Origin of the sequence: [Empedobacter] haloabium (assembly GCA_008011715.2) — a bacterium.
Taxonomy (GTDB): Bacteria; Pseudomonadota; Gammaproteobacteria; order Burkholderiales; family Burkholderiaceae_D; genus Rugamonas; species Rugamonas haloabia.
Map to the genome: position 1 here is coordinate 5,071,156 of CP136508.1, position 22,467 is coordinate 5,093,622.

The 22,467-nt window shown below is 66.5% G+C and carries 16 protein-coding genes; 9 read left to right on the forward strand and 7 right to left on the reverse strand.

Going from position 1 to position 22,467, the window contains the following annotated elements; genetic code table 11:
- Nucleotides 1–2: 2 nt before the first annotated feature.
- The 7 genes from E7V67_022050 to E7V67_022080 all read right to left on the reverse strand — a co-directional run bounded on the left by E7V67_022050 (nucleotide 3) and on the right by E7V67_022080 (nucleotide 10,357).
- Entirely contained in the window at nucleotides 3–170 is a 168-nt protein-coding gene (locus E7V67_022050) for a hypothetical protein (GenBank protein ID WUR12358.1), read from the reverse strand.
- A 125-nt stretch (nucleotides 171–295) separates the two neighbouring features.
- Complete coding sequence (locus E7V67_022055) at nucleotides 296–697, reverse strand: hypothetical protein (protein WUR12359.1); 402 nt, start codon at nucleotides 695–697, stop codon at nucleotides 296–298.
- 105 nt (nucleotides 698–802) lie between these two features.
- Nucleotides 803–2,152, reverse strand: coding sequence for a TolC family outer membrane protein (locus tag E7V67_022060; GenBank protein WUR12360.1), 1,350 nt, complete (start codon nucleotides 2,150–2,152; stop codon nucleotides 803–805).
- 4 nt (nucleotides 2,153–2,156) lie between these two features.
- Nucleotides 2,157–3,518 carry an HlyD family type I secretion periplasmic adaptor subunit gene (locus tag E7V67_022065; protein WUR12361.1) on the reverse strand — a complete coding sequence of 454 codons (1,362 nt, stop codon included), beginning with the start codon at nucleotides 3,516–3,518 and terminating at the stop codon, nucleotides 2,157–2,159.
- 2 nt (nucleotides 3,519–3,520) lie between these two features.
- Nucleotides 3,521–5,428: a type I secretion system permease/ATPase gene (locus E7V67_022070; protein WUR12362.1), complete on the reverse strand. Its 1,908-nt coding sequence runs from the start codon at nucleotides 5,426–5,428 to the stop codon at nucleotides 3,521–3,523.
- A 242-nt stretch (nucleotides 5,429–5,670) separates the two neighbouring features.
- Nucleotides 5,671–8,652: a DUF4214 domain-containing protein gene (locus E7V67_022075; GenBank protein WUR12363.1), complete on the reverse strand. Its 2,982-nt coding sequence runs from the start codon at nucleotides 8,650–8,652 to the stop codon at nucleotides 5,671–5,673.
- A 376-nt stretch (nucleotides 8,653–9,028) separates the two neighbouring features.
- Nucleotides 9,029–10,357: a FecR family protein gene (locus E7V67_022080; GenBank protein ID WUR12364.1), complete on the reverse strand. Its 1,329-nt coding sequence runs from the start codon at nucleotides 10,355–10,357 to the stop codon at nucleotides 9,029–9,031.
- Between the two features lie 260 nt (nucleotides 10,358–10,617).
- On the opposite strand from E7V67_022080, the gene E7V67_022085 reads away from it, so the two are divergent.
- The 9 genes from E7V67_022085 to E7V67_022125 all read left to right on the forward strand — a co-directional run bounded on the left by E7V67_022085 (nucleotide 10,618) and on the right by E7V67_022125 (nucleotide 22,464).
- Nucleotides 10,618–12,465, forward strand: a complete 1,848-nt coding sequence (locus E7V67_022085; protein ID WUR12365.1) for an adenylate/guanylate cyclase domain-containing protein — start codon at nucleotides 10,618–10,620, stop codon at nucleotides 12,463–12,465.
- An 11-nt stretch (nucleotides 12,466–12,476) separates the two neighbouring features.
- Entirely contained in the window at nucleotides 12,477–13,682 is a 1,206-nt protein-coding gene (locus tag E7V67_022090; protein WUR12366.1) for a tetratricopeptide repeat protein, read from the forward strand.
- 34 nt (nucleotides 13,683–13,716) lie between these two features.
- Nucleotides 13,717–14,064: a VanZ family protein gene (locus E7V67_022095; GenBank protein ID WUR12367.1), complete on the forward strand. Its 348-nt coding sequence runs from the start codon at nucleotides 13,717–13,719 to the stop codon at nucleotides 14,062–14,064.
- 9 nt (nucleotides 14,065–14,073) lie between these two features.
- Nucleotides 14,074–14,814 carry a Crp/Fnr family transcriptional regulator gene (locus E7V67_022100; protein WUR12368.1) on the forward strand — a complete coding sequence of 247 codons (741 nt, stop codon included), beginning with the start codon at nucleotides 14,074–14,076 and terminating at the stop codon, nucleotides 14,812–14,814.
- Between the two features lie 141 nt (nucleotides 14,815–14,955).
- The gene (locus E7V67_022105) at nucleotides 14,956–15,756 is read left to right on the forward strand and encodes an ABC transporter permease (GenBank protein ID WUR12369.1); all 801 of its coding nucleotides are present in this window, start codon (nucleotides 14,956–14,958) and stop codon (nucleotides 15,754–15,756) included.
- Complete coding sequence (locus E7V67_022110) at nucleotides 15,753–16,988, forward strand: ABC transporter ATP-binding protein (GenBank protein WUR12370.1); 1,236 nt, start codon at nucleotides 15,753–15,755, stop codon at nucleotides 16,986–16,988. Before E7V67_022105 ends, E7V67_022110 begins: the two co-directional genes overlap by 4 nt.
- Nucleotides 16,985–18,238, forward strand: coding sequence for an FkbM family methyltransferase (locus tag E7V67_022115; GenBank protein WUR12371.1), 1,254 nt, complete (start codon nucleotides 16,985–16,987; stop codon nucleotides 18,236–18,238). Before E7V67_022110 ends, E7V67_022115 begins: the two co-directional genes overlap by 4 nt.
- Nucleotides 18,239–18,266: 28 nt before the next feature.
- The gene (locus E7V67_022120; GenBank protein WUR12372.1) at nucleotides 18,267–21,278 is read left to right on the forward strand and encodes a glycosyltransferase; all 3,012 of its coding nucleotides are present in this window, start codon (nucleotides 18,267–18,269) and stop codon (nucleotides 21,276–21,278) included.
- A complete protein-coding gene (locus E7V67_022125; GenBank protein WUR12373.1) occupies nucleotides 21,268–22,464 on the forward strand; it encodes a glycosyltransferase family 1 protein in 1,197 nt (398 codons plus the stop codon). The genes E7V67_022120 and E7V67_022125 overlap by 11 nt, the downstream gene beginning before the upstream one ends.
- Nucleotides 22,465–22,467 lie beyond the last annotated feature (3 nt).

Genomic DNA, 22,467 nt, shown 5'->3' on the forward strand with positions numbered 1-22,467 from the left:
CGTTATCCGGCCTTGCAGGTCGATCGTGCGTCGCGGATGATCCGGACGATCTGCTCGATCTGGGCTGTGCCAAAGCGTACGTAGGCGTTGTTGACGAGATTATTCGTGCGCACCCACAGCGTACCGTTTATGCATTGCCACAGCACGGTATGCCGGGTGCTGTCCGCCACGAGTTCGCTGTGCCAGCCGGTTCTGAACGGCGAGTCGGGGCGCTGGATTCACTGGTTATGCTGGCTCTTCCCATGCAGGAGAACGATCTCGGGCTTGTGCCTGGCGACCATGTCCAGCAGACGCTTTACCATTTCCGGCCGAACCTTGCGGATATAGTCCCGTGCGTATCGAACCACTGCTTATAGATCGCTGGCCAAAGATGATGTTGGGGCCGGGGCAGCGGCAGCATTTCACCCAGCAGCAGATCGCTTTTCGCCGGGTCCAGGCGACCGGGCTCGGTATCCGTGCCGTACACGCCGCGGTAGATCCGGCGAGCGTTGTTCCATACCGGGACGTGGGCCGGCATTTTGTCATGAAGATCGAGATGGAAGCGCTCGACGTCGAGGAAGAGTTCTTGGTTGGCCTGGCGCAGTTTGATACGCTGTTCGATATCGGCTTCACCCCCGCAATGCTCCTCGAGACCGATGGCCCAGAAGCGCGACTGCGCGTGACCGTATGCGAAAAACGTCTTCATTGCTTCCAGCATGATGAGTCCTCCCGTCGGAACACGACAAAGCCAACCCTAGGGGACAGGCACGGTTCTTCAGGTCGTGGACCCGAACAAGCGTGCCTGTCCCCGCCGCGACTGATGTTAGCGGAAATACGCCGCGATATCGCGCACGTCGTTTTCGCCCAGCGTGCCGGCCGCGGCGCGCAAACGCAGCAGCGACAGCAGGTAGTTGTAGCGCGCCTGCGCTTGGTCGCGCTGGCTCGTGTACAGCGTCTGCTGCGCGTTGAGCAGGTCGAGGTTAATGCGCACGCCACCCTTGATGCTCTGTTCCGTCGCCTTGACCAGCAGCTTGGCCGAGCTGACAGCCTTGTCGAGCGCCTGGATGCGCGCGGCGCTGCTGACGACGGCCGCGTATTGCTTGCGCAGCTCCACCATGATTTTGTCCGACTTGACCTGGTACTCGGCGCGGGCCTTTTCCAGCCCTGCCACCGACTGGCGCGTGATGGCGCTGACCTGGCCACCCGCGTACAGCGGCACGCTGACCTGGATACCGATCGCGCGGTTTTTCGATTCCTGCGTGTAGGTGTTCAGCGTTTCCGCGTCGTTCTTGCTGACGCTGGCGACCAAGTCGATCCGCGGATAATGGCCGGCCTTGCTCTTGTTCACTTCCTGGCGCGCGGCCTCGATGGCGAACGCCTGGCTGGCCAGGTCCGGGTTGTTTTCCAGGGCCAGCTTGCGCCATTGCTCGAAGCCGCCTTCGGACAGCGGCGCCAGGCGGAAGTTATCGCCCAGTTCGCCCAGCCCATCGACACCCTGGCCGACGATGCCCGACAAGGTGGCCAGCGCCGTCTGCGCATTGTCCTGCGCTTCCAGCAGCTGCGCCTCGGCCAGGTCCAGGCGCGCCTGGGTTTCCAGCATGTCCGTCTTGGTGCCCTCGCCTTTGGCGAACAGCCGGTCGTTGACGGCACGCTGCTCGGCGTACATATCGCGTTGTACCGTGCTCAGGCGCACCTGTTCGCGTGCATACAGCGCGTCCAGGTAGGCGCCGACGACGCGCAGGATCATCTCGTGCGTGCGCAGGCGGAACAGCTCCTCGCTGTAGTCCGTTTGCGCGGCCCCCTGCTTGTAGCGGGCGTACGCGTCCAGGCTGAACAAGGGCTGGCGTACTTGCAGATTGGCGACCCGGCTGATGTATTCCGGCTCGCTGGGTACGCGCATGCCCGACGCCGTGCGCTGCACCAGGTCGGCATAGTTCTTGTTCGCCGTATAGCTGGCCGACACGTTCGGCAGCAGCGCCGCGCGGCCGATGATGCGGTTTTCACGCCCCGCCGCCGCGTCTTCGATGGCCTGGCGGAATGTCGGATCGTTCGCCAGCGCGGCCTGATAGGCCTGCATCAGGCCCAGCGCGGACGCCGGCAGTGCCTGCAGGCCGGCGCCGGCCAGCAATGCCGTCGCCAGGGCCCGCGCCATCCTCGATTTGATCGACCTCATCGTTTCAATCCTCCGACATCGCCGACTTGGTGCGATCGAAAATCGGCTTCAGCAGATAGCTCATCATCGTGCGCTCGCCCGTGATCACGTGCAGCTCGACCGGCATGCCGGACTGGATGTCCAGCTTCTTCGCGGCGATGATCTTCTGGCCTTCCGGCGTCACGCTGGCACGCACCTTGTAGTAGGCGTTGCCGGTACGTTCCTCCACCGTGCGGTCGGCGGAGACGCTGGTGACGACACCGGGGATGTGCGGCGTGCGATTGGTGTTGAAGGCCGAGAACACCAGCTCCACCGGCAGGCCCACGTGCACGCGGTCGATCAGGTTGACCGGCAGCTGCCCTTCTACGACCAGCGGGTCCGCCGAAGGCACGATGTCCATCATGCGCATGCCGGCGCCCACGACGCCACCCTTGGTAAAGATGTTCATGCCGACGATCGTGCCGTCCGCCGGCGCCTTCACCTCCGTGTTGGCAAGGTCGTAGTCCTGCCCCTGGATGCGGCTTTCCAGCGCTTCCGCCTCGCGCTGCACATCCGCCAGCTGCGTGCGCACCTCCTTCTGGTAGTCCTGGGTGCGCTGCAGGCGGCGCAGGGTCAGCTCCGTGATCTGGCGGCGGGCGCGGCCGATATTGCCGATGTCCTCCGAGATCGCGCCGCTCAGCTGCGCATAGGTGCGCTCCAGGTCCAGCATCCGGTTGCGGGCGATATAGCCCTCGCGCGACAGGTCGCGCATATTGTCCAGTTGCTCCTTCAGGATCTTCATCTGCTCTTTTTTACTGTCGCGCGATTCCTCCAGGCCCTTCATCTGCACTTTCAGGCCCTCGATGTTCTCGTTCGTGGCGCTCAGTTCGCTCTCCAGCGACGTCCGGCGCGACGTGAACAGCTGCTTCTGCAACTCGTAACCTTCCAGCACGCGCGGGTCGTCGCGGAACGCCTCCAGCGCCGCCGGGAACGCCACGGATGCCTTGCCGTCTCGCTCGGCCAGCAGGCGTGCCTCGGCCAGGCGCGCCGTGAAGTACTGGGCGCGCGACGTCTCCGCCTGGGAGCGCGCCTGCACGCTGTTCATGCGCACCAGCACCTGGCCGCGCTTGACCACGTCACCGTCCTTGACGAGGATATCGTCGACGGTGCCGCCCGTCAGGTGCTGGATGGCCTTGCGGTTGCCTTCCTTCGACACCACGCCGGCCATCGGCACGGCCTTGTCCAGCGGCGCCAGGCTGGCCCACAACATGAACCCGCCAAAGCCCAGCAGAACCACCAGCCAGCCCAGGCGGCTGTAGCCACGGGAGTCCGTCTCGACCGTCAACGGCGACACGTCATGCGAGATGACTTCCGCCGGCGGTCCCGGTTGTTTCTTGATCAGATCCACTGTTACTCCTGTTCCTTGGCGGCCTGTGCCGCCGCGTTGCGTTCTGCGATCATGTTCTGCTGGGCGGCGATTTCGTCCGCCTCGCGGCTGTCCTGCGGGGCCGGCGCGGTCGCTGCCGCCGTGCCGGCCTGGGCCGCCTGCTGCGCGGCCTGCTGTGCCGCGGCCTGCTGCGCGGCGGCCTGGCGCTGGGCCTGCTGCGCCTGCGCCATCTGCAACTGCTTCTGGTTCTGCTCCTGCAGCGCCTGCAGCACGCCCTGCGTCGGGCCGAACAACGAGACGGTGCCGTCGCGCAGCACCAGGAGCTTCGTCGTCACACCGATGACGCTGGTACGGTGCGTGATCAGCACCACCGTCTTGCCACGCTTGCGGAAGTCCTGCACCGCCTGCACCAGGGCGGCCTCGCCGACGTCGTCCAGGTTCGAATTCGGCTCGTCCAGCACGAGCAGGGACGGATCGTCGTACATCGCGCGGGCCAGGCCGATGCGCTGCTTCTGGCCGCCGGACAGGCCGGCGCCGCCGTCGCCCAGCAAGGTGTCGTAGCCCTTCGGGAAGTGCAGGATCAGGTCGTGCACGCCGGCGCGCTTGGCGGCCGCCACGACTTTCTCCGCGTCCACCTCGCCGAAGCGGGCGATATTCTCGGCAATGGAGCCGCCGAACAGCTCGATATCCTGCGGCAGGTAGCCGATGTGCGGGCCCAGCTCGGCCTTGTTCCATTGGTAGATGTCGGCGCCATCCAGGCGCACCTTGCCCATCGCGGCCGGCCAGATGCCGACCAGCAGGCGGGCCAGCGTGGACTTGCCGGAACCGCTCGGGCCGATCACGCCCAGCACGTCGCCCGCCTCGAGGGCGAAGGTGGCGCTGCGCAGCACAGGCGCGGTGACGCCAGGCGGCGCCGCAGTGACGGCCTCGACGGCCAGCTTGCCGGTCGGCTTCGGCAGTTCCATGCCGGCCGGGCGCTCCGGGTTGGTTTCCAGCAGCTTGGTCAGGCGCTCGTAGGCGCTGCGCGTGCTGGCAAAGCCTTTCCACACGCCGATCACCTGCTGCACGGGCTGCAAGGCGCGGCCCACCAGGATCGACGCGGCAATCATCATGCCCGGCGTGATCTTCTGCTCCAGCACCAGCAACGCGGCAAAGCCCAGCACCAGCGACTGCAGCGACGTCTGCACGAACTTCGTGATCGCCGAGATCGTGCCGGCCTTCTGGCTGGCATCGGCCTGCAGGTTCAGGAAGCGGCTGTGCACCTTGTTCCAGCGGCGCATCAGGTTCGGCAGCATGCCCATCGATTCGATCACCTCCGCATTGCGCAGGTTATTGGTGGCCAGCGTGGTGGCCGCGATCGCCATCGTGTTGGCCTCGCCCAGCGGCTCGCGCGTGGCGCGCTCGTTGATATACGCCAGCGCCACCAAGATGATGGTGCCGCCCAGGGCGAACAGGCCCAGCGTGGGCTCGAAGAAGAAGATGACGATCAGGTAGATCGGAAACCACGGCGCGTCGAAGAACGCGAACAGCGCGTTACCCGTCAGGAACTGGCGCAGGTTGGTCAGGTCGGTCAGCGCCTGGCCGGCGTTGCCGCCGGCGGCCTTCAGGTTCTGCTGGAACGCCGCGGTGTAGACGCGCTTGTTCAGCTCCAGGTCGAAGCGCGCGCCCACGCGGATCAGCACGAAGCTGCGGATCGCGTCCAGTGCGGCAACCAGCAGGAAGGCACCCAGCATCAGCACGGTCAGCATGGCGAGCGTCATCTCGTTACGGCTGGACAGCACGCGATCATAGACCTGCAGCATGTACAGCGACGGCGTCAGCATCAGCAGGTTGCTGATGGCGCTGAACACGCCGACGGTGATGAACGTACGCTTGAGCGTGACCAGCACCTGCTGGATCTCGTTCTTCGGTTGCGAAAGAAGTTTTTTCATGAGATGCGTCCAGCCGGCGCTCGTGCACCGGCCTGGTCAATAAGGCGGAATTTGGTCGTCACGCAGGGACGAGACCTGCGTATTATCGCTGATTTCTGCTGAGAATGTGATATTCGTCACAAATTATTACGCTCAGGGTGCACGTTTGGCCCTGAATGAAAAAAACCTGCCCTTCGGGAGAAGGACAGGTTTTCGAGGCTTGCCTCAGGCATCCACCCGAAGGTGGATGCTCGGACTCACACTTAGGCGATCCAGATCGTGCCAGCGGTGTCGGTGGTCGACAGGCCGGTTGCGGTCGTCACGCCGGTCAGCTGGATGATGTCGTTCGCTGCCAGACCGATTGCGTCGGTGATGACGTAGGTGTTGCCGTTCAGGACGAAGGCAGCGACGTCAGCAGCAGCAGCGTCTTCCAGCTGTTCGAAGATCAGCTTCAGTTCGCCGATCGAGTCAACCAGGGAAGCGTCAGCACCACCGATGGTGACGATGCCGTTCTTCACGGTTGCCGTCAGGTCCACCGAGCCGGTCACGGATGCCGTGATGTTCACGTCAGCCACGTCAGCGATCAGCGTGGCGGTCGACAGGTCCAGCTTGTCGCCGCCCAGAGCGATGTTGAAGTCGGTGACCTTGTCGGTACCGGTCACGCCTGCGTCGCCAGCGGCGAACACGAACGTGTCGGAACCTGCGCCGCCGGTGACGGAGTCGATTGCCGTGCCGCCGGTGATGATGTCATCGCCTGCGCCGCCGGAGATCGTGTCTTTCGCAGCGTTACCAGCCAGCTCGTCGTTACCAGCGCCGCCGGTGATCGACACGTTGGCCGATGCCGTTGCGTTGTCGGACGTGTACTTGACAGCCAGGTTCGCAGCGGTGTCAGCCGTGCCGTTGCCGGTCACGCCCGATGCGTCGAAGGTGGTGACCTTGGCAGCCACGGAAGCGGACAGGTCCACACCGTTGTTGCCGGTTACGACGATCTTCGTTGCGTCAGCAGCGGTCAGCGTGAAGGAATCCAGCGTTGCAGCCGATGCCTTGCCTGCGTCGACGGTCGACACGTTGATCGTTTCAACACCAGCGACGGTGACGCCGCCGAAGTTGACCTGGGTCGTGCCCGAGTTGCTCAGTGCGAAGTTGAACACGTCGGTTGCGCTGAAGCTTGCGTCACGCACGGCAACGGTAGCCGCGGTGCTGGCGCCCGTCAAAGTCAGCGTGCCGTTGTTGGCGATGTTGTTCAGCGTCAGGCCATTGGCACCGATCGTCGAAACCTGATTCACATTGCCCAGGCCCAGCAGGTTCAGCGTTTCGGTAGCGCCGGTAGCGATGCCCAGAACTTCGAAGCCCGTGAACTTGGTGTTGAAGGTCGAATCGACGTCAGCCGCGTCGGCTTGCGCGCCGGTCAGGACGATCGTGTCCACGCCGTCGCCACCTACCACGGAACCGCCCGTGCCAGCTGCGCCACCGTAGACGACGGTGTCGTTACCTGCGCCCATGTTGATTACCTTGGTGAAGGCGTTCGACAGGGTTACGGAATCGGCACCTGCGCCGCCGGTGAAGGTCACGCCAGCAGCAATTGCGGTACCCAGCGATGCACCGGCCGAGTTCGTCACGACGACGTCGGTCAGGGCGCCCAGGGTCTGGCCGGTCAGCGTAACAGCTGCGTCACCGGAGATGTTCAGCGTCTTGACGCCAGCAGCAACCAGCGAGTTGATGGTCGAAGCAGCCGTTGCGCCAGCCAGGTTCAGCGTGGTGATGTCGGTGTCGATCGTCACTGCGCCGGTGGTGGTCAGACCATTGGTGTTGACAGCCAGGGTCGTGTTGGCGGCCGTTGCCAGCGCGCCCAGCGTGCCAGCGTTGACGGAGGTGCCGGTACCCGACAGGTTCAGCGTGGTCAGCGCGCCGGAGTTGACGGTCGCTGCGCCGAAGTTGTTCAGGCTGACGGTGGTGATCTTGCCGGCGTCGGTGGTCGATGCGGCGTTCGCGTCGGTCACGGATACGGCGCCGTTGACGTGGCCAGCAACGGTACCGGAAGCGGTAGCGGCAGCAGCGTCGGTAACGGTGACGGTCGTGGTGTTGGCATCGCCAACGATGGTGACGGCACCAGCGGTCGACGTCGTGTTGACGGCGTTGCCAGCAACTTGCGTCACGCTGATTTCTTTACCGCCGGTGACAGCGATCGCGTCGCCGGTGACGGCGCCGGTGATCGTGGAGGTCACGGTCACGTTGCCAGCAGCAGCCGTCGTGGCGCCGATGGTCACAGAGCCGCCGTTGGCGCCGGTTTCGGTCACGGTGACGTTCTTGCCGCCGTCAACCGCCACTGCATTGGTTGCGCCGGTGCGGGTCACGGTTACGTCGGTCGTTGCAGCTGCGGTCACGGTCTGGGCGCCGGTACCGGTCACGCTCAGGGCTTCAACACCGGCCCAGGTCGTGGTGTTGATCACGGAACCGGTGGTGCCGGTGATCAGGTTGACGTTTTCCACGTTGGTGACGCTAACGTTCAGCGGCAGCGCGAAAGCGGTCGTTTGGGTGATGTTCAGCGTGTCGACGCCGGAACCGCCGTTGATCTTGTCGCCGATCGACAGGGAAGGAGCGGTCGAGCCGCCAGCAACCACGTCAGCTGCGGTGAAGGTGTCCTTGCCGTTCGTGCCGGTCACGGTGTCCGCGCCCAGCGTCAGGCTGACTTGCTGGCCTGGGGTGTCGTTGTGAGCGTCGATAGCATCGCCGATTACGACGCCCAGGGCTTCTTCGGTCGTGGCTGCTTCTTGCGTTGCAGCGTCGACAACTTGCGACAGCCATGCGCGGGCAACGGCGTTTGCCGCGTCGCCGGAGTAGCCAACGATTTCTTCGGTTGTGTCCAGAGCAGAGGTGAAGGCGGTCGAAGCAGCGACTTTGGCGTCGATGGCAGCGCGGTCTTCGTTTTGTGCGGCCTTGGCGATCGTCAGGGCGATCGAACCGAACGTTTCGGTACCAGCCAGCAGCTTGCCAGCCCAGTACAGCAGGCCAGCAGGTTCAGCGTCACGGCCGAACAGGTTGTTGTAGATGGCGTTGACTTGCTCGGCGGCCGTCATATCCTTGTAGGTTGCACGATACTCGTCCGAGTTGGCGAATTCATTGGCGACGGTTGCCAGGCTGCTGGCGTTGGCGCGTGCCAGCCAGAACGGCAGGCCCAGTGCATCAGCAGGACGGTTGAAATACGCAACGTACAGTTGCTGGATTTCGGTAGCGGTAATAGCCATTGAAAAACTCTCCTAGGGATTAAGATTAACTGCTTCGGTGCACTGCGAGCAGTACCACGGCAGCCATAGTGGCAGAACACGCAAACCCAAGGATGTGACGTACGTCACACGAATCAGGTCTTTGTCGTTTTTTTTCACATATTTCTATGAAAAATTCCGCGGCACATTATCGGAGATGGGTGGCGGGAAATCAATAGACCTTCCCGCCAGCGCCACTGCCGCCCCTTCAGGACGGCAGGCAAATTAGAATCGCGCCTCCAATCAGGCCTTCAACGCGATAGCGGCGAGTGTAGGCGATAACAAAGCTGGACGGCGCACGAAAAAAAAGCGCTGCCGAAGCAGCGCTTTTATTGTCCAGTTTACAACTCCAGCCAGCTTATTTGACCCAGTAGGTCACGCCATTCGCCGTGCGGCGCGCATCCAGCCGCGCCGAGAAGATGTAGGCGGCATCATTCTGCGCGCCCAGCGCGCCGGACACGTTCATATTACTGGATGGCAGAAACTGATTGATCGCCGAGATAGCGCCGTTCTCCGACATATTCCCTGCCGCATTCAAACGGAACGTGTCCTTTCCGGTCGTCAAATCAAATCCGGTGGTAAATGTGCGGGCACCGAAGTCCACGTTCAATTGCCCATTGCTGAGCGCGGCGGCCGTTACCAGCTTGGTTGCCGAATCCGATACCAGCGCTTCGCTCTGATTCAACGCGAATGCGGCGCTGCCCGATTGCGGCAACAGCACATCCGAGCCTTGCGTGCGATAAATCGAGTAATACGAATTGGTGGCCACCACCTTGCCACCCGCAGCGACGATTTCGCTGCCTTTCAGCGTACCTGGTTGGCCGGCCAGGCTGGCCCAGCGTCCCCACACCAGCTGGCTGGGCGGCACTTCCTGCACGACGGGTTGGTCGGCCGGCGCGGTCACCGGCGGCTGCACGGTTTGCTTGACATTATTCAGGGCCAGCTGCAATACGGTGCTGGCCTTCTGCGGATCGAGGCTGGGCTCGGTCGACGACGTCGACGTACCGCTGCTCTTGCCCGGCTCGTCGGAACGGGGCGGCGCCGCCGCATCCGGGCTCACCGCGCCGCCCTGCAAAAGGTTCGGTTCGGCACGGCCGCGCCGCACCTGCAACACCTGGCCGGCCTGGGCCGCCGACAGTTCGCGGCTGGCCTGGTGTTCGCATGGGCCCGCGCCGCCCGGCTGGCAGCTGCCGCCGAAGCCGCTGACGACGATCGCACCGGACAGCACCGTCACGTTCGACGTTTCCTGGTCGGTAAACACGGTAAAGTCGGTGCCGCGCACGCCGATCGCGGCGACCGGCGTATTGAAGCGGAAGTTCTGGCGCGCGGCCTTGACACCGCTTCCCGACACGCTGCGCGCCACGCCTTCCAGCAACTCCAGCTTGACGCGGGTGTTGGCAGGATTCTGGCGATCGATATGGTAGGCCTCGATGCGGGCGCGGCTGGATGGGCGCAGCACGAGCAGCCCGTCGTCCACCGTTTTCACGTAGACATAGCCGCTCTTGCCGGTGCTGATCTCGTCGCCTTCCTGGACGGCGTCGTTCAGCGCCACGGCACGGCGCCCCAGCTGGACGTCGCCGCTGACAAAGACGACGCGGCCGGCCTCGGCGGCCAGTGCACCGGCGCTCGCCAGCAGCAGCGCGGCGCCCGCCGCGACCTGGCGCAAATGCATACGTGAATTGAACATGACAGTACTCCTCATAACTGCTATTGTCGCCCATCAACATGGAAATTCTGTGATGGGCGTCACAAACCCCCTGCTATACACAGCACTGTACCGCATGCACGATTCAAGCCCAACGCCTGTTACCAATTCTCACGCTTTAGCGGCAGCGCCGGGATGGCGCATCTTTCGCTGGGAGCAACGTCTGCCGGAGCCGCCGCGCCGTTAGGCGTTATACTTACGGGTTCACCCCCATCCCAGCCGTACAGGCCGCCTTCCCACAGATGAACTTCTTGCACCCGCTACGTCGTGACCGCCTCGCGCCCCTGGCGCGCTGGGTCGTGGCCGCATGCGCGGTGGCGATCGCGGCGGCGGCGCAGTGGGCCGGTGCCCCCCTGCCCGGCGAGGAACGACTGCGCGACGTGATGCTGCGTGCGCAGGCCAGCAACGCGCCGGAAGAGCGCCTGGTTGTCATCGACATTGACGAAAAAAGCCTGCGCCGCGTTGGCCCGTGGCCGTGGTCGCGCGAACAGCTGGCGCACCTGGTGGAAAACCTGCTGGGCCCATACGACGTGAAGACGATCGGGCTGGACATCGTGCTGCCCGAGCCGGCGGACGCCGCGGGCGACGAGCGCCTGGCGATGCTGACCCGTTTCGGGCCGGTCGTGGTACCGCAATCGTTCGTGTTCGACGGCAGCGCCGGGCTGCACGTGGGCACGCTGGCGGGCGGCGCCCCGGCAGCGGCGGGCGATGCGGTGCGCGCCCGCGGCTATGTCGCCAACCATGCCGGCCTGGCGCAGGCTGGCCGCTTCGGCAATATCGGCTTCCTGCCGGACGAGGACGGCATGCTGCGGCGCCTGCCGATGCAGACTTGGTACCAGGGCCGGCGCTGGCCGGCGCTGTCGCTGGCGATGCTGCAGTGCTGCCAGGGCGGCCGCGGCCCGACCGGCGGCCTGCACTCGGGCGACGGCCTGCGCCGCATCCCGTACAGCCGCACCTGGGACGCCTACACGGTCGTGCCGGCGGCGGACATCCTCCAGCCGGCCGTGCCGGCCGAGTGGCTGCGCGACAAATATGTGCTGATCGGTTCGTCCGCGCTGGGCCTGGCCGACCGGGTGGCTACGCCGCTCAGCCCGAATACGAGCGGCCTGCTGGTGCACGCGGCCGCGCTGACGGGGCTGCTGGACGTGCGCGATGGCAGGGCGCCAGCACCGTGGCCCGGCCAGGCCATCGCGATCGGCTATGCCGTGCTGGTGGCCGGCCTGATGCTGTACGCCCTGCCCCGCCTGGCCGCCTGGGCCAACGTGGCACTGCTGCTCGCCTCCGCGCTGGCCTGGCTGGCGCTGGCCTGGACGATCCTGCCGCACGACGCCCTGTTTTCCGTGACGGGGCCGCTGCTGTCCTGCCTGTTCCTGCTGCTGGTGGGTGTGCCGCTGGCCTGGCAGCTTGCGCAGCGCCATTCGCGCCGGCTGCTGGGCACGCTGCGCCAGTACGTGGCCGACGCCGTCGTCGACGAGCTGTTGCGCAGCGACCTGGCCGACCCGCTCGCCCCGACCCGCCGCCAGGTGACGACCCTGATCGCCGACATGCAGGGCTACACCACCCACGTGGCGGCGCTGCCAGTGGAACAGGCGGCGCAGTTGACGCGCAATTTCCTGAACTGCCTGACCGGGCCGGTGCTGGAGGCGCGCGGCACATTGGACAAATTTACCGGCGACGGGCTGGTCGCGTTCTGGGGCGCGCCGCTGCCGGTGGACGACCACGCCGACCGCGCCCTCGATGCCGCCATCGCCATCATGGCCGCGATGAAGCGCTTCAACGCGGCGCGCACGGCCACGGGACTGGCGCCGATCCGTGTGCGTATCGGCATCGAAAGCGGCGAGGCGATGGCGGGCGATTTCGGCTCCGCCGCCCGCAGCATCTATACTGCGGTCGGTGACAGCGTCAACGTGGCCTCGCGGCTGGAGACGGCCGCGCGCGATTTCCCGTGCGACGTGCTGGTGGGACCCGGCACGGCCGCCCAGGCGCGCCGTCACGCGCTGTTCCGGGTGGGCCAGATCGTGCTGCGCGGGCGCGACAGCGAGACGACGCTCTATACGCCGGCGCAGCTGGCGGCTGAAGGAACGATTTGAAGAAGCTATTTTTGTCACTGTTGATTGCCTGGCTGGCCGGTCCTGGCCTGGCCCTGGCCCAGGAGCCTCCCGCCGCGCCGGCGGCCGATCCGTATGCCGAAGCGATGCGGGCGCTGGGCGAAGGCCGCACGGCCGACGCGGCCGACGCACTCAATCGCATGATCGCCGCCGGTCCCGAGGGCCCGGCGGAATGGCTCGACCTGGCGATGCTGCACTGCGCCCTGGGCCATGCCAGCGAGGCGTTCGCGCTGTTCGCGGACATCGAACGCCGCTTCGATCCGCCGGCCGGCGTGCGCCGCCTGATGGACGACCAGCGCCAGCAGGGTTGCCGCTATGCGCGCCGCGCCAGCCTGTGGTCGGTGCAGGCGCAGCGTGGCTACGACAGCAACGTCAACCAGGGCGCGAAGAACCCGGAATTTGTCGCCGGCAACGGCACGCCGCTGGAGCTGCTGCCCGAGTACCTGCCGCACGCCGACCACTACACGGTGCTGTCGGGCGACTACATGACGGAGCTGAATGAGCGCGGCGACTTCGCCTTCGTGCAGGTGCACGGCCGCCGCAACGATCACGAGTCCGGCTACAACACCCTGTCGCTGTTCGCCGGCCTGGAGCACCCCTGGCGCGCCGGCGGCTGGCGCATGCGCAGCGTGGCGCTGGGCGGCCTGCTGGCCCTGGGCGGTGAGCTGTACCAGCAGCAGGCGCAGGCCCAACTGCGCGCCACCCCACCGCTGCGGCTGCCGAAGAACGTCGACTTCAGCATGCTGGCCGGCGCCAGCTACACGCATTACCGCACGCTGACCAACTTCGACGCCCTGACCCTGGAACTGCGTGGGGTGCTGGCCTACCGCAGCAAGACCGTGTGGGGCCAGGCCAGCCTGGGCTACCTGGACGACCACGCGCAGGGCACGCGCCCCGGTGGCGACCGCAATGGCTGGACCGCGCGCCTGTTCGCGCGCGGCGTGCTGGCAGGCGGCGTCGAGGGCGAACTGGACCTGAGCCACCAGCGCTGGCAGGGCAGCAACCCATACTCACCCGGCCTGATCGACGCGGTACGGTTGCAACGCACCAGCAGCGCGCGCCTGGCGCTGATTTATCCGTTCACGGCCGAACAATCGCTGCAACTGGAATGGCGCAAGGTGCGCAACCGCGAGAACATTTCGATCTTCCAGTACGACAGCCGTCAGATCGCGTTGAGCTGGCGCTGGGACGGCCGGTGACCTTACATTTGCTTACGTTGACGGCTGGTATTTCATGCAGTTAGAGGTAATACTGTTCGGCATCATCGTCGCTGGCGTGCTGGCCGGCTGCCTGCTGCCAAACGAGTGGCTGCCGCCGCTTCCGAACGACAAATTCATGCACTTTGCCGCCTATGCGGTGCTGACGCTGCTGGCGGCCCGCATCGCCGCTGACTGGGGTGCGTTCGCGCTGTGGAGCGTGGGCCTGCTGGCGGCCGGACTGGTCGTCGAATGCCTGCAGCAACTGGTGCCCGGGCGGGGATTCAGCTGGCCCGACCAGCTGGCCAATGCGGCGGGCATCGCCTGTGTCGCGCTTGCCGTCGGGTTATTACGGCTGGCCGGGCACGACCTGCTTATTTTGTAAAATATCGTAATGACGACCCAAACCGATCAACCGGCCAGCCAGCAATCCAGCGCCGACGTGGCGCCCACGCAGAACGTGCAGGTCCACCTGCGCAAGATTCCGCTGCTGGCCGACCTCAGCGACGAGGAAATGGCGCGCGTGAAGACGCAGTTGCGTTTCCGCCAGCATGCCAAGCGCGACGTGGTGCTGCAAAAAGGCGGCGCCGGCGACGGCCTGCTGTTCCTGCTGTCCGGCCAGTTGCAGGTCATCGACGTGACGGAAGACGGCCGCGCGATCGGCCTGCGCCTGCTGGCGCCAGGCGACTTCTTCGGCGAGATCGCCGTCATCAGCGGCTCGGTGCGCACAGCCTCGGTAGTCGCCATGAGCCCGGTGCTGGTGGCGTTCCTGCCCGCGCCCGAAGCGCTGCACCTGTTCTCGCACTCGCCTTCGGTGGCCAACAAGATGCTGCGCCACCTGGCCGAGAAGATTCAGCGCGACTCCGAATTCCGCTCGCTGCTGTCGATCAACAACACCACGCGGCGCATCTACACCTTCCTAGTGCAGATGAAGAAAAGCCAGCCCGGCCAGCCGGACGTGGTGGAAAACCTGCCCACCCACCAGGACATTGCCAACATGATCAACACGAGCCGCGAGACGGTCACCCGCGCGCTGCTCACGCTGGCGCAGCAGGGCATCATCCAGAAGGATACGCACCGCCTCATCATCCTCAAGCCGAACGACCTGCAAAAGCTCGTCGACGGCGCCACCTGACCCCCGAAGCGTCCGCGCCGCGAACATGCCGTACGGTATAATCGCGCGCCCCGCGTTGACGCAACGACAACACCTCATCGATTACGAAGAATAACAGCCCATGCATCGATATACCCTGCAGCGCGCGGCCGGAGCCGCGCGATGATCGTCCTCGGCAGACTGCGCAATATCGCCGCCTACCGCGGCTTCATCACCGGCAGCGTCCAGCGCGAATTCCAGTCGAAGTACCGCAATTCCATGCTCGGCGCGATCTGGACCATCCTGAACCCGCTGGCCATGATCGTCGTCTACACGGTGATCTTCTCCCAGGTCATGCGCAACCGCCTCCCCGGTGTTGGCTCGGCCTACGCCTACAGCATCTACCTGTGCGCCGGCGTGCTGACGTGGAACCTGTTTACCGAGATCGTGCTGAAGGGCCAGAGCGTGTTCATCGACAACGCCGGCCTGATCAAGAAGCTCAACTTCCCGCGCATCTGCCTGCCCATCATCGTGGTGCTGAACGCGCTGCTGAACTTCGGCATCATCTTCGGCCTGTTCACCCTGTTCCTGCTCCTGTCCGGCAATTTCCCCGGCTGGCCCTTCCTGGCACTGCTGCCGGTACTGGCGCTGCAGGTGCTGCTGGCGATCGGCCTGGGCATGGTGCTGGGCATCCTGAACGTGTTCTTCCGCGACGTGGGCCAGTTCTTCGGCATCGCCCTGCAGTTCTGGTTTTGGTTCACGCCGGTCGTCTATCCCGTCACGGCGCTGCCGGAAGAAGTACGGCACTGGTTGGCGCTTAATCCGATGGCGCCCGTCGTCATGGCCTACCAGGACATCCTGGTGAAGCAGGTCATGCCGCACTGGGCCAGCCTGCTGCCGGCCACCGTGCTGGCCGCCCTGCTGTGCCTGCTTGGCATGCACTTGTTCAAGAAACGCGCTGGCGAAATGGTGGACGAACTATGAACGGCCGTATCCAAGTCACCAACCTGGGCAAGGCCTATCGCCGCTATCCCACGCACCGCGCACGCCTGCTGGAGTGGATCCTGCCTGGCAAGCCGCGCCATGAACTGATCCACGTGCTGCAGGACATCAGCTTCACCGTCGAACCGGGCCAGGCGATGGGCATCATCGGCATCAACGGCGCCGGCAAGAGCACCTTGCTGAAACTGATCACCGGCACGGCGATGCCGAGCACCGGCAGTGTCACGATCGGCGGCCGGGTGGCCGCGATGTTGGAGCTGGGGATGGGCTTCCACCCCGATTTCACGGGCCGGCAAAACGTCTACATGGCCGGCCAGCTGCTCGGGATGACGGTGGAGGAACTGACCACCCTGATGCCGGAGATCGAGGCGTTCGCCGAGATCGGCGAGTACATTGACCAGCCCGTGCGGGTCTATTCCAGCGGCATGCAGATGCGCCTGGGCTTCTCGGTCGCCACGGCGCGCCGCCCGGACGTGCTGATCGTGGACGAGGCGCTGTCGGTCGGCGACGCCTACTTCCAGCACAAGAGCTTCGAGCGCATCCGCACGTTCCGCCAGCAGGGCACGACCCTGCTGATCGTCTCGCACGACAAGGGCGCAATCCAGTCGGTATGCGACCGCGCCATCCTGCTCGACGCGGGCCGCGTGCGCAAGGAAGGCGCGCCGGAAGAGATCATGGACTTCTACAACGCCATGCTGGCCGACCGCGAAGGCGCCAACGTGCGGCAGGAGGAGCACGGCAACGGCAAGAAGCAGACCATTTCCGGCACTGGCGAAGCGGTGGTGACGTCGATCGCCCTGCTCGATGCCGACGGCCAGCCGGCCGAGGTGCACGGCACCGGCAACGCGGTGACCTTGCGCATCGAGGTGGCGGTCAAGGCCGACCTGCCCGAGCTGACCCTGGGCTACCGCATCAAGGACCGGCTGGGCCAGAACATCTTCGGCACCAACACGTTCCACAAGGGTGCATCGCTGGAAGGCGTCAAGGCCGGCCAGGCGCTGCGCTTCGATTTCGCCTTCCCGCTCAACCTGGGCCCGGGCAGCTATTCCGTCGCCACGGCCCTGCACAATTCCGACAACCACTTGGCCGCCAACTACGAATGGCGCGACCTGGCACTCGTGTTTGAAGTGATGAACCTGAAGCACAGCTATTTTGAAGGCTGCACCTGGCTCGATCCCGAAGTCACGTTGCACGTCGAGGGCCCAACCGCATGACCACTCCATTCATTACCTACGCCGACAACTTCGAGGACGTCGTCCTGTGGCGCGCACTGGGCGACGTCGAACGCGGCTTCTATCTCGACGTGGGCGCGGGCGAGCCGCGCCTGCGCTCCGTCACGCACGCCTTCTACCAGCGCGGCTGGCGCGGCATCAACCTGGAGCCGGCCAGCACATTGCAGCGGCGCCTGCGCATGGAGCGGCCGGCCGACGTCAACCTGGCCGTCGCGGCGGCCGCGGGCGCCGGCGAGCAGACCCTGTACGAGGTCAGCGGCACCACCTCCTCCACGTTCGACGCGCGCGTCGCCGAGGCGATGAGCGGCGCCGGCCACGAAGTGCTGCTGCGCCGCGTGCCGCTCGACACGCTAGACGCGATCTGCGCGCAGCACGCCGAACCGGTCATCCATTTCGCGCGGATCGATGCCGGCCAGGGCGGCGCGGCGGTCCTGGAAGGCTTCGACCTGGCGCGCTGGCGCCCCTGGGTCGTGCTGCTGGTCGGCAGCGCGGACGACGAGCGCCTGCGCGCGGCGGGCTACCGGCGCGCGCTCTCGGACGGCCATACCACCTACTATGCGGCCCCCGGCCGCGACGACCTGCTGGCCGCGCTGTCGCTGCCGCCGACCCCAAGCGACCGCTTCGTGCTGTGCGAGGAGCACCGCTGCAATTTCCCGCTCGACCCGTGGCGCCAGCGCGTGGCGACGGCCGAGGCGAGCGTGGAGGAGGCACGCACCTGGGCCATGGCCCACGTGCGCGAATGGAAGGAGAAGTATGGCCGCCTGACGGAAGCGCAGGAACGGGCCCGGCGCGCCGAGGCCGAGCTGGCGACGGTGACGCAATATGCGCCGCGCGCGGCCCATGCCGACGTGCTCGAGCGCGAGCTGGCCGCGGTCTACGCCAGCCTGTCGTGGCGCGTCACGCGGCCGCTGCGCGAAGGCCGGGTCTTCGCCGCGCGCGCGCGCGGCTGGCTGCGCCGCCGCGCCGGCCAGGCCAGGACCCTGGGCGTGCGCGTCGCCAAGGCGCTGGTGCGCCGCGCGATGCACATCGTGCTGGCGCAGCCGCGCCTGGCGTCGTTCGCGCGCCGCCAGATCGTCCGTTTCCCGCGCCTGACCGCACTGGCGCGCGGCATCATGCTGCGCGGCCGGCTCGATGCCGCCGCCATGCCGGAGCAGCCGATCACGGCGGACGTGAGCCAGTTGCCGGACAGCGCGCAGCGCGTGCTGCGCGACCTCCAGCGCGCGCGTCGCTGACGCCCCCTTCCACCGGATACCGATTTCTATGCGCATCGTTCTAGACCTGCAAGCCTGCCAAGGCTCCAGCACGCACCGCGGCATCGGCCGCTATTCCATGGCCCTCACGCTGGCGATGCTGCGCCAGGGCGGCAGCCATGAGTTCCGCATTGCCGTCAACAACCACTTCCCTGACAGCGTGGCCAACCTGCGCAAGGCGTTCGACGGTATGCTGCCACAGTCGCACATCGGCGCCTACCACCTGCCGGCGGCGATCTGGGAACACCAGGTCGCCAACGCCTGGCGCGTGCGCGCGGCCGAACAGGTGCGCGAGCATTACCTGGCCGGCCTGGCGCCGGACGTGGTGCACGTGTCCAGCCTGTTCGAAGGCCTGGGCGAGGACGCCTGCGTGTCGGTGCAGCACGGCCGCCACCGGCACGACACCGCCGTCACGCTGTACGACCTGATCCCGCTGATTCGCAAGGAAACCTACCTGACCGACGCCCACGTGGCGAACTGGTACTACCGCAAGCTGCAAAGCCTGAAGAATGCCCAGATCCTGCTGGCCATCTCCGGCCATTCGCGCACCGAGGCGATCGACGCGCTGCAGCTGCCGCCCGACCAAGTGGTCAACATCTCCTCGGCGGTGGACGACATCTTCCGTCCGCGCCAGCTCAGCGCCGAACAGAACGCGGCGCTGCGCCAGCGCTACGGCCTGCACCGCTCGTTCATCATGTACACCGGCGGCATCGACTACCGCAAGAACATCGAGGGCCTGATCGAGGCCTACGCGAAGCTGCCGGCGCCGCTGCGCGCGCAGCACCAGCTGGCAATCGTCTGCAACGTACCCGAGCACGACCGCAAGCGCCTGCTCGGCGTGGGCGCGATGTTCGGCATCCCGGAAGGCGACCTGGTACTGACGGGCTTCGTGCCGGACGACGACCTGGTCGCGCTGTACAACAGCACCACCCTGTTCGTGTTCCCATCGCTGCAGGAAGGCTTCGGCCTGCCGGCGCTGGAGGCGATGTCGTGCGGCGTCGCCACCATCGGTTCGAACAACAGCAGCATCCCGGAAGTGATCGGCCGCGCCGACGCGCTGTTCGACCCGAACCGGATCGACGACATCACCGCCAAGATGCAGCACGCGCTGACCGACAGCGCTTTCCACGCCAGCCTGTGCGCGCACGGCCTGGAGCAGTCCAAGCTGTTCTCGTGGGACGCCAGCGCGCGCAAGGCGCTGGATGCCTTTGAGGCGGCGCACGAACGGCGCCAAGCGGCGCAGCGCACGGCCGTGCCGGCGGCGGCGCTTCCGGTCACGCGGCGGCCGCGCCTGGCCTATATCTCGCCGCTGCCGCCGGAACGCAGCGGCATCGCCGACACCAGCGGCGAGATGCTGCCGGAACTGGCGCGCTACTACGACATCGACGTTATCGTGCAGCAGCCCGAACCCGTCAACGAGCGCTGGATCCTGGCCAACTTCGGCCAGCGCACAGTGGCCTGGTTCGAGGCCAATGCGCACCGCTATGACCGCGTGCTGTACCACTTCGGCAACTCCGCCTACCACGCCCACATGTTCGCGCTGCTGGAACGCCATCCTGGCGTCGTCGCGCTGCACGACTTCTACATGAGCGGCGCGCTGCATTACGTGTCCGTGTCCGGCAACGATCCGGACAGCTACGCCCGCGCGCTGTATCGCTCGCACGGCTACCGCGCGCTGGCGCACGAGCGCGAGCACGGCCGCGAAGCGTCGTACTACGAATATCCATGCAATCGCCCGGTGCTCGACCACGCCGCCGGCATCATCGTCCACTCGAACCATTCGATGGAACTGGCGGAGCGCTGGTACGGCCCGGGCAGCGCAGCCGGCTGGCGCCACGTCGAGTTGCCGCGCCTGCTGCCCGGCCCCGTGGACCGCGCCGCCGCGCGCGCCCGCCTGGGCATGCAGGACGACGACTTCCTGGTCTGCACATTCGGCCTGATCGCCGTCACCAAGTGCCCGGAGAAAATCGTCGACGCTTGGCTGGAGTCGCCAATGAACCAGGACGCCAAATGCCACCTGGTGTTCGTCGGCGACCACGGCGGCGGCCCGTTCGGCGAAGGCTTGGTGGCGCGCATGGAGGGCCACCCGCGCATCCGCGTCACCGGTTTCGCGTCGCAGGAGCTGTACCGCACCTACCTGGCCGCCGCTGACTGCGCCGTGCAGCTGCGCACCCGCACGCGCGGCGAGACTTCCGGCACGATCCTGGACTGCCTGTCGTACCGCATCCCGACCATCATCAACCAGCACGGCTCGGCCGCCGAGATGCCCGAGCATATCGCGGTGCGCCTGGCCGACGACTTCTCTACCGCCGAGCTGGCGCTGGCGATGACGCAGCTGCGGCGCGACCCGGCGTTCGCGCGCCAGGTCGGCGAAGCCGGCTACGCGCATATGTCGACCGTGCACCATCCGGCCCGCGTCGCGCAGCAGTACCACGAGGCGATCGAGGCCTTCGCTGTCGAAGGCCGCCACGTACACTACCGCGCCCTGATGGACGGCCTGGCGCACATCGAGTGCCCGATGCGGGCCCAGGAGGGCGACTGGCTGCAGGTAGCGGCCGCCATCGCCGCCAACGAGCCGCCCGGCGGCACCCGCCAGCTGCTGGTGGACGTCGGCACCGAGGCCGGCCGAAGCGACGCGGCCACGCAGCTCGTGCTGCGTCTGATCGCGGCGGAAGTACCGGGCTGGCGCGTGGAACCGGTGTGGCAGGACGAAGGTCGCTACCGCTATGCGCGCCGCCATACGCTGGAACTGCTCGACTGCGCCAAGCTGCCGCTGGAAGACGGCGCGGCCACGCTGCGCCAGGGCGACTGCATGCTGCAACTGGCGACCAGGGGGGTGCTGGCGGCCGAACGCGCGGTGGCCAATCGCGGCATCCCGCAGGTCACGGTGCGGCTGGACGGCACCGCTGCGGCGGACGACACCGCGCCGGCGCTGCTGGCCGGCCTGCTGCCGCCTGAGCTTTACGCCGTGCTGGCCGACCTGCCGGTCGCCATGAGCGAGGGTGCTGCCCATGTGCGCTGACGCTGCCGGCGTGCAGCTGCTGGTCGACCTGTCGGAGCTGGTGCGCACCGATGCCCGCTCCGGCATCCAGCGCGCCACCCGCGGCGTGCTGGCGGCGCTGTTGAACGATTCACCACCGGGCGTGCGCGTGACGCCCGTGTACGATGCAGGCGGCTTTTACGCGCATGCGCCCTTGCCCGACGCGGCCGGCTGCATGAAGACGCTGCCCGCCGGCGAGGAACAACCGATCCGGGTCGCCGCCGGCGACATCTTTTTCGGCCTCGACCTGGCGCCCGAGCAGATACCGCGCAACGCGGCCGCGCTGGCCAGCCTGAAGGCGCATGGCGTGCGGCTGTACTTTGTCGTCTATGACCTGCTGCCGGCATTGCGGCCGGAATGGTTCTTCAAGGGTGCGCAGGCGTGGTTCACGCGCTGGCTGGAACAGGTGGCGCAACTGGCCGATGGGCTGATATGCAATGCCGAGGCCACGGCGGACCAGTTGCTGGCCTGGCTGGAACAGCAGCCGCCGGCGCGGCCCGACCCGCTGTACGTGGGCTGCGCCCGGCTTGGCGCGGACCTGGGATCGGCCTATCCGCTGTACGGCCTGGCGGAGGCCGACCAGCGCGTGCTGGACGCGGTGCGCCAGCGCCCCACCTTCCTGATGGTCGGAACGCTCGAGCCACGCAAGATGCACACCGAGGCGTTGCAGGCCTGCGACCTGCTGTGGCGCGAGGGGATCGATGTCAATCTGGTCATCGTCGGCAAGCCGGGCTGGAACACGCAAGCCCTGGCGGAGCGGCTGCATCGCCATCCCGAAGCCGGTACCCGCCTGCTCTGGAGCGAGCGCGCCAGCGACGAGCTGCTGGTGGCGCTGTACCACGAGGCGACGGCATTGCTGGCGGCATCGGCCGGCGAAGGCTTCGGCCTGCCACTGATCGAGGCGGCGCACTACGACTTGCCGGTGATCGCGCGCGACCTGCCGGTGTTCCGCGAAGTGGGCGGCGAGCACGCCTGGTACTTCAGCGGCACTGGCGCGCCCGCGCTGGCGCAGGCGCTGACGGACTGGCTGGCCTTGCACGGCGTCGGCCAAGCACCCCGCTCCGGCGCGATGCCACGGCTGACGTGGGAGCAAAGCGCGCGCGAGTTCCTGCATTGCATGGATGGGCACTGGTATGCCCAGGCCGTCACCCGGCTGGCATGCAAATAGCAA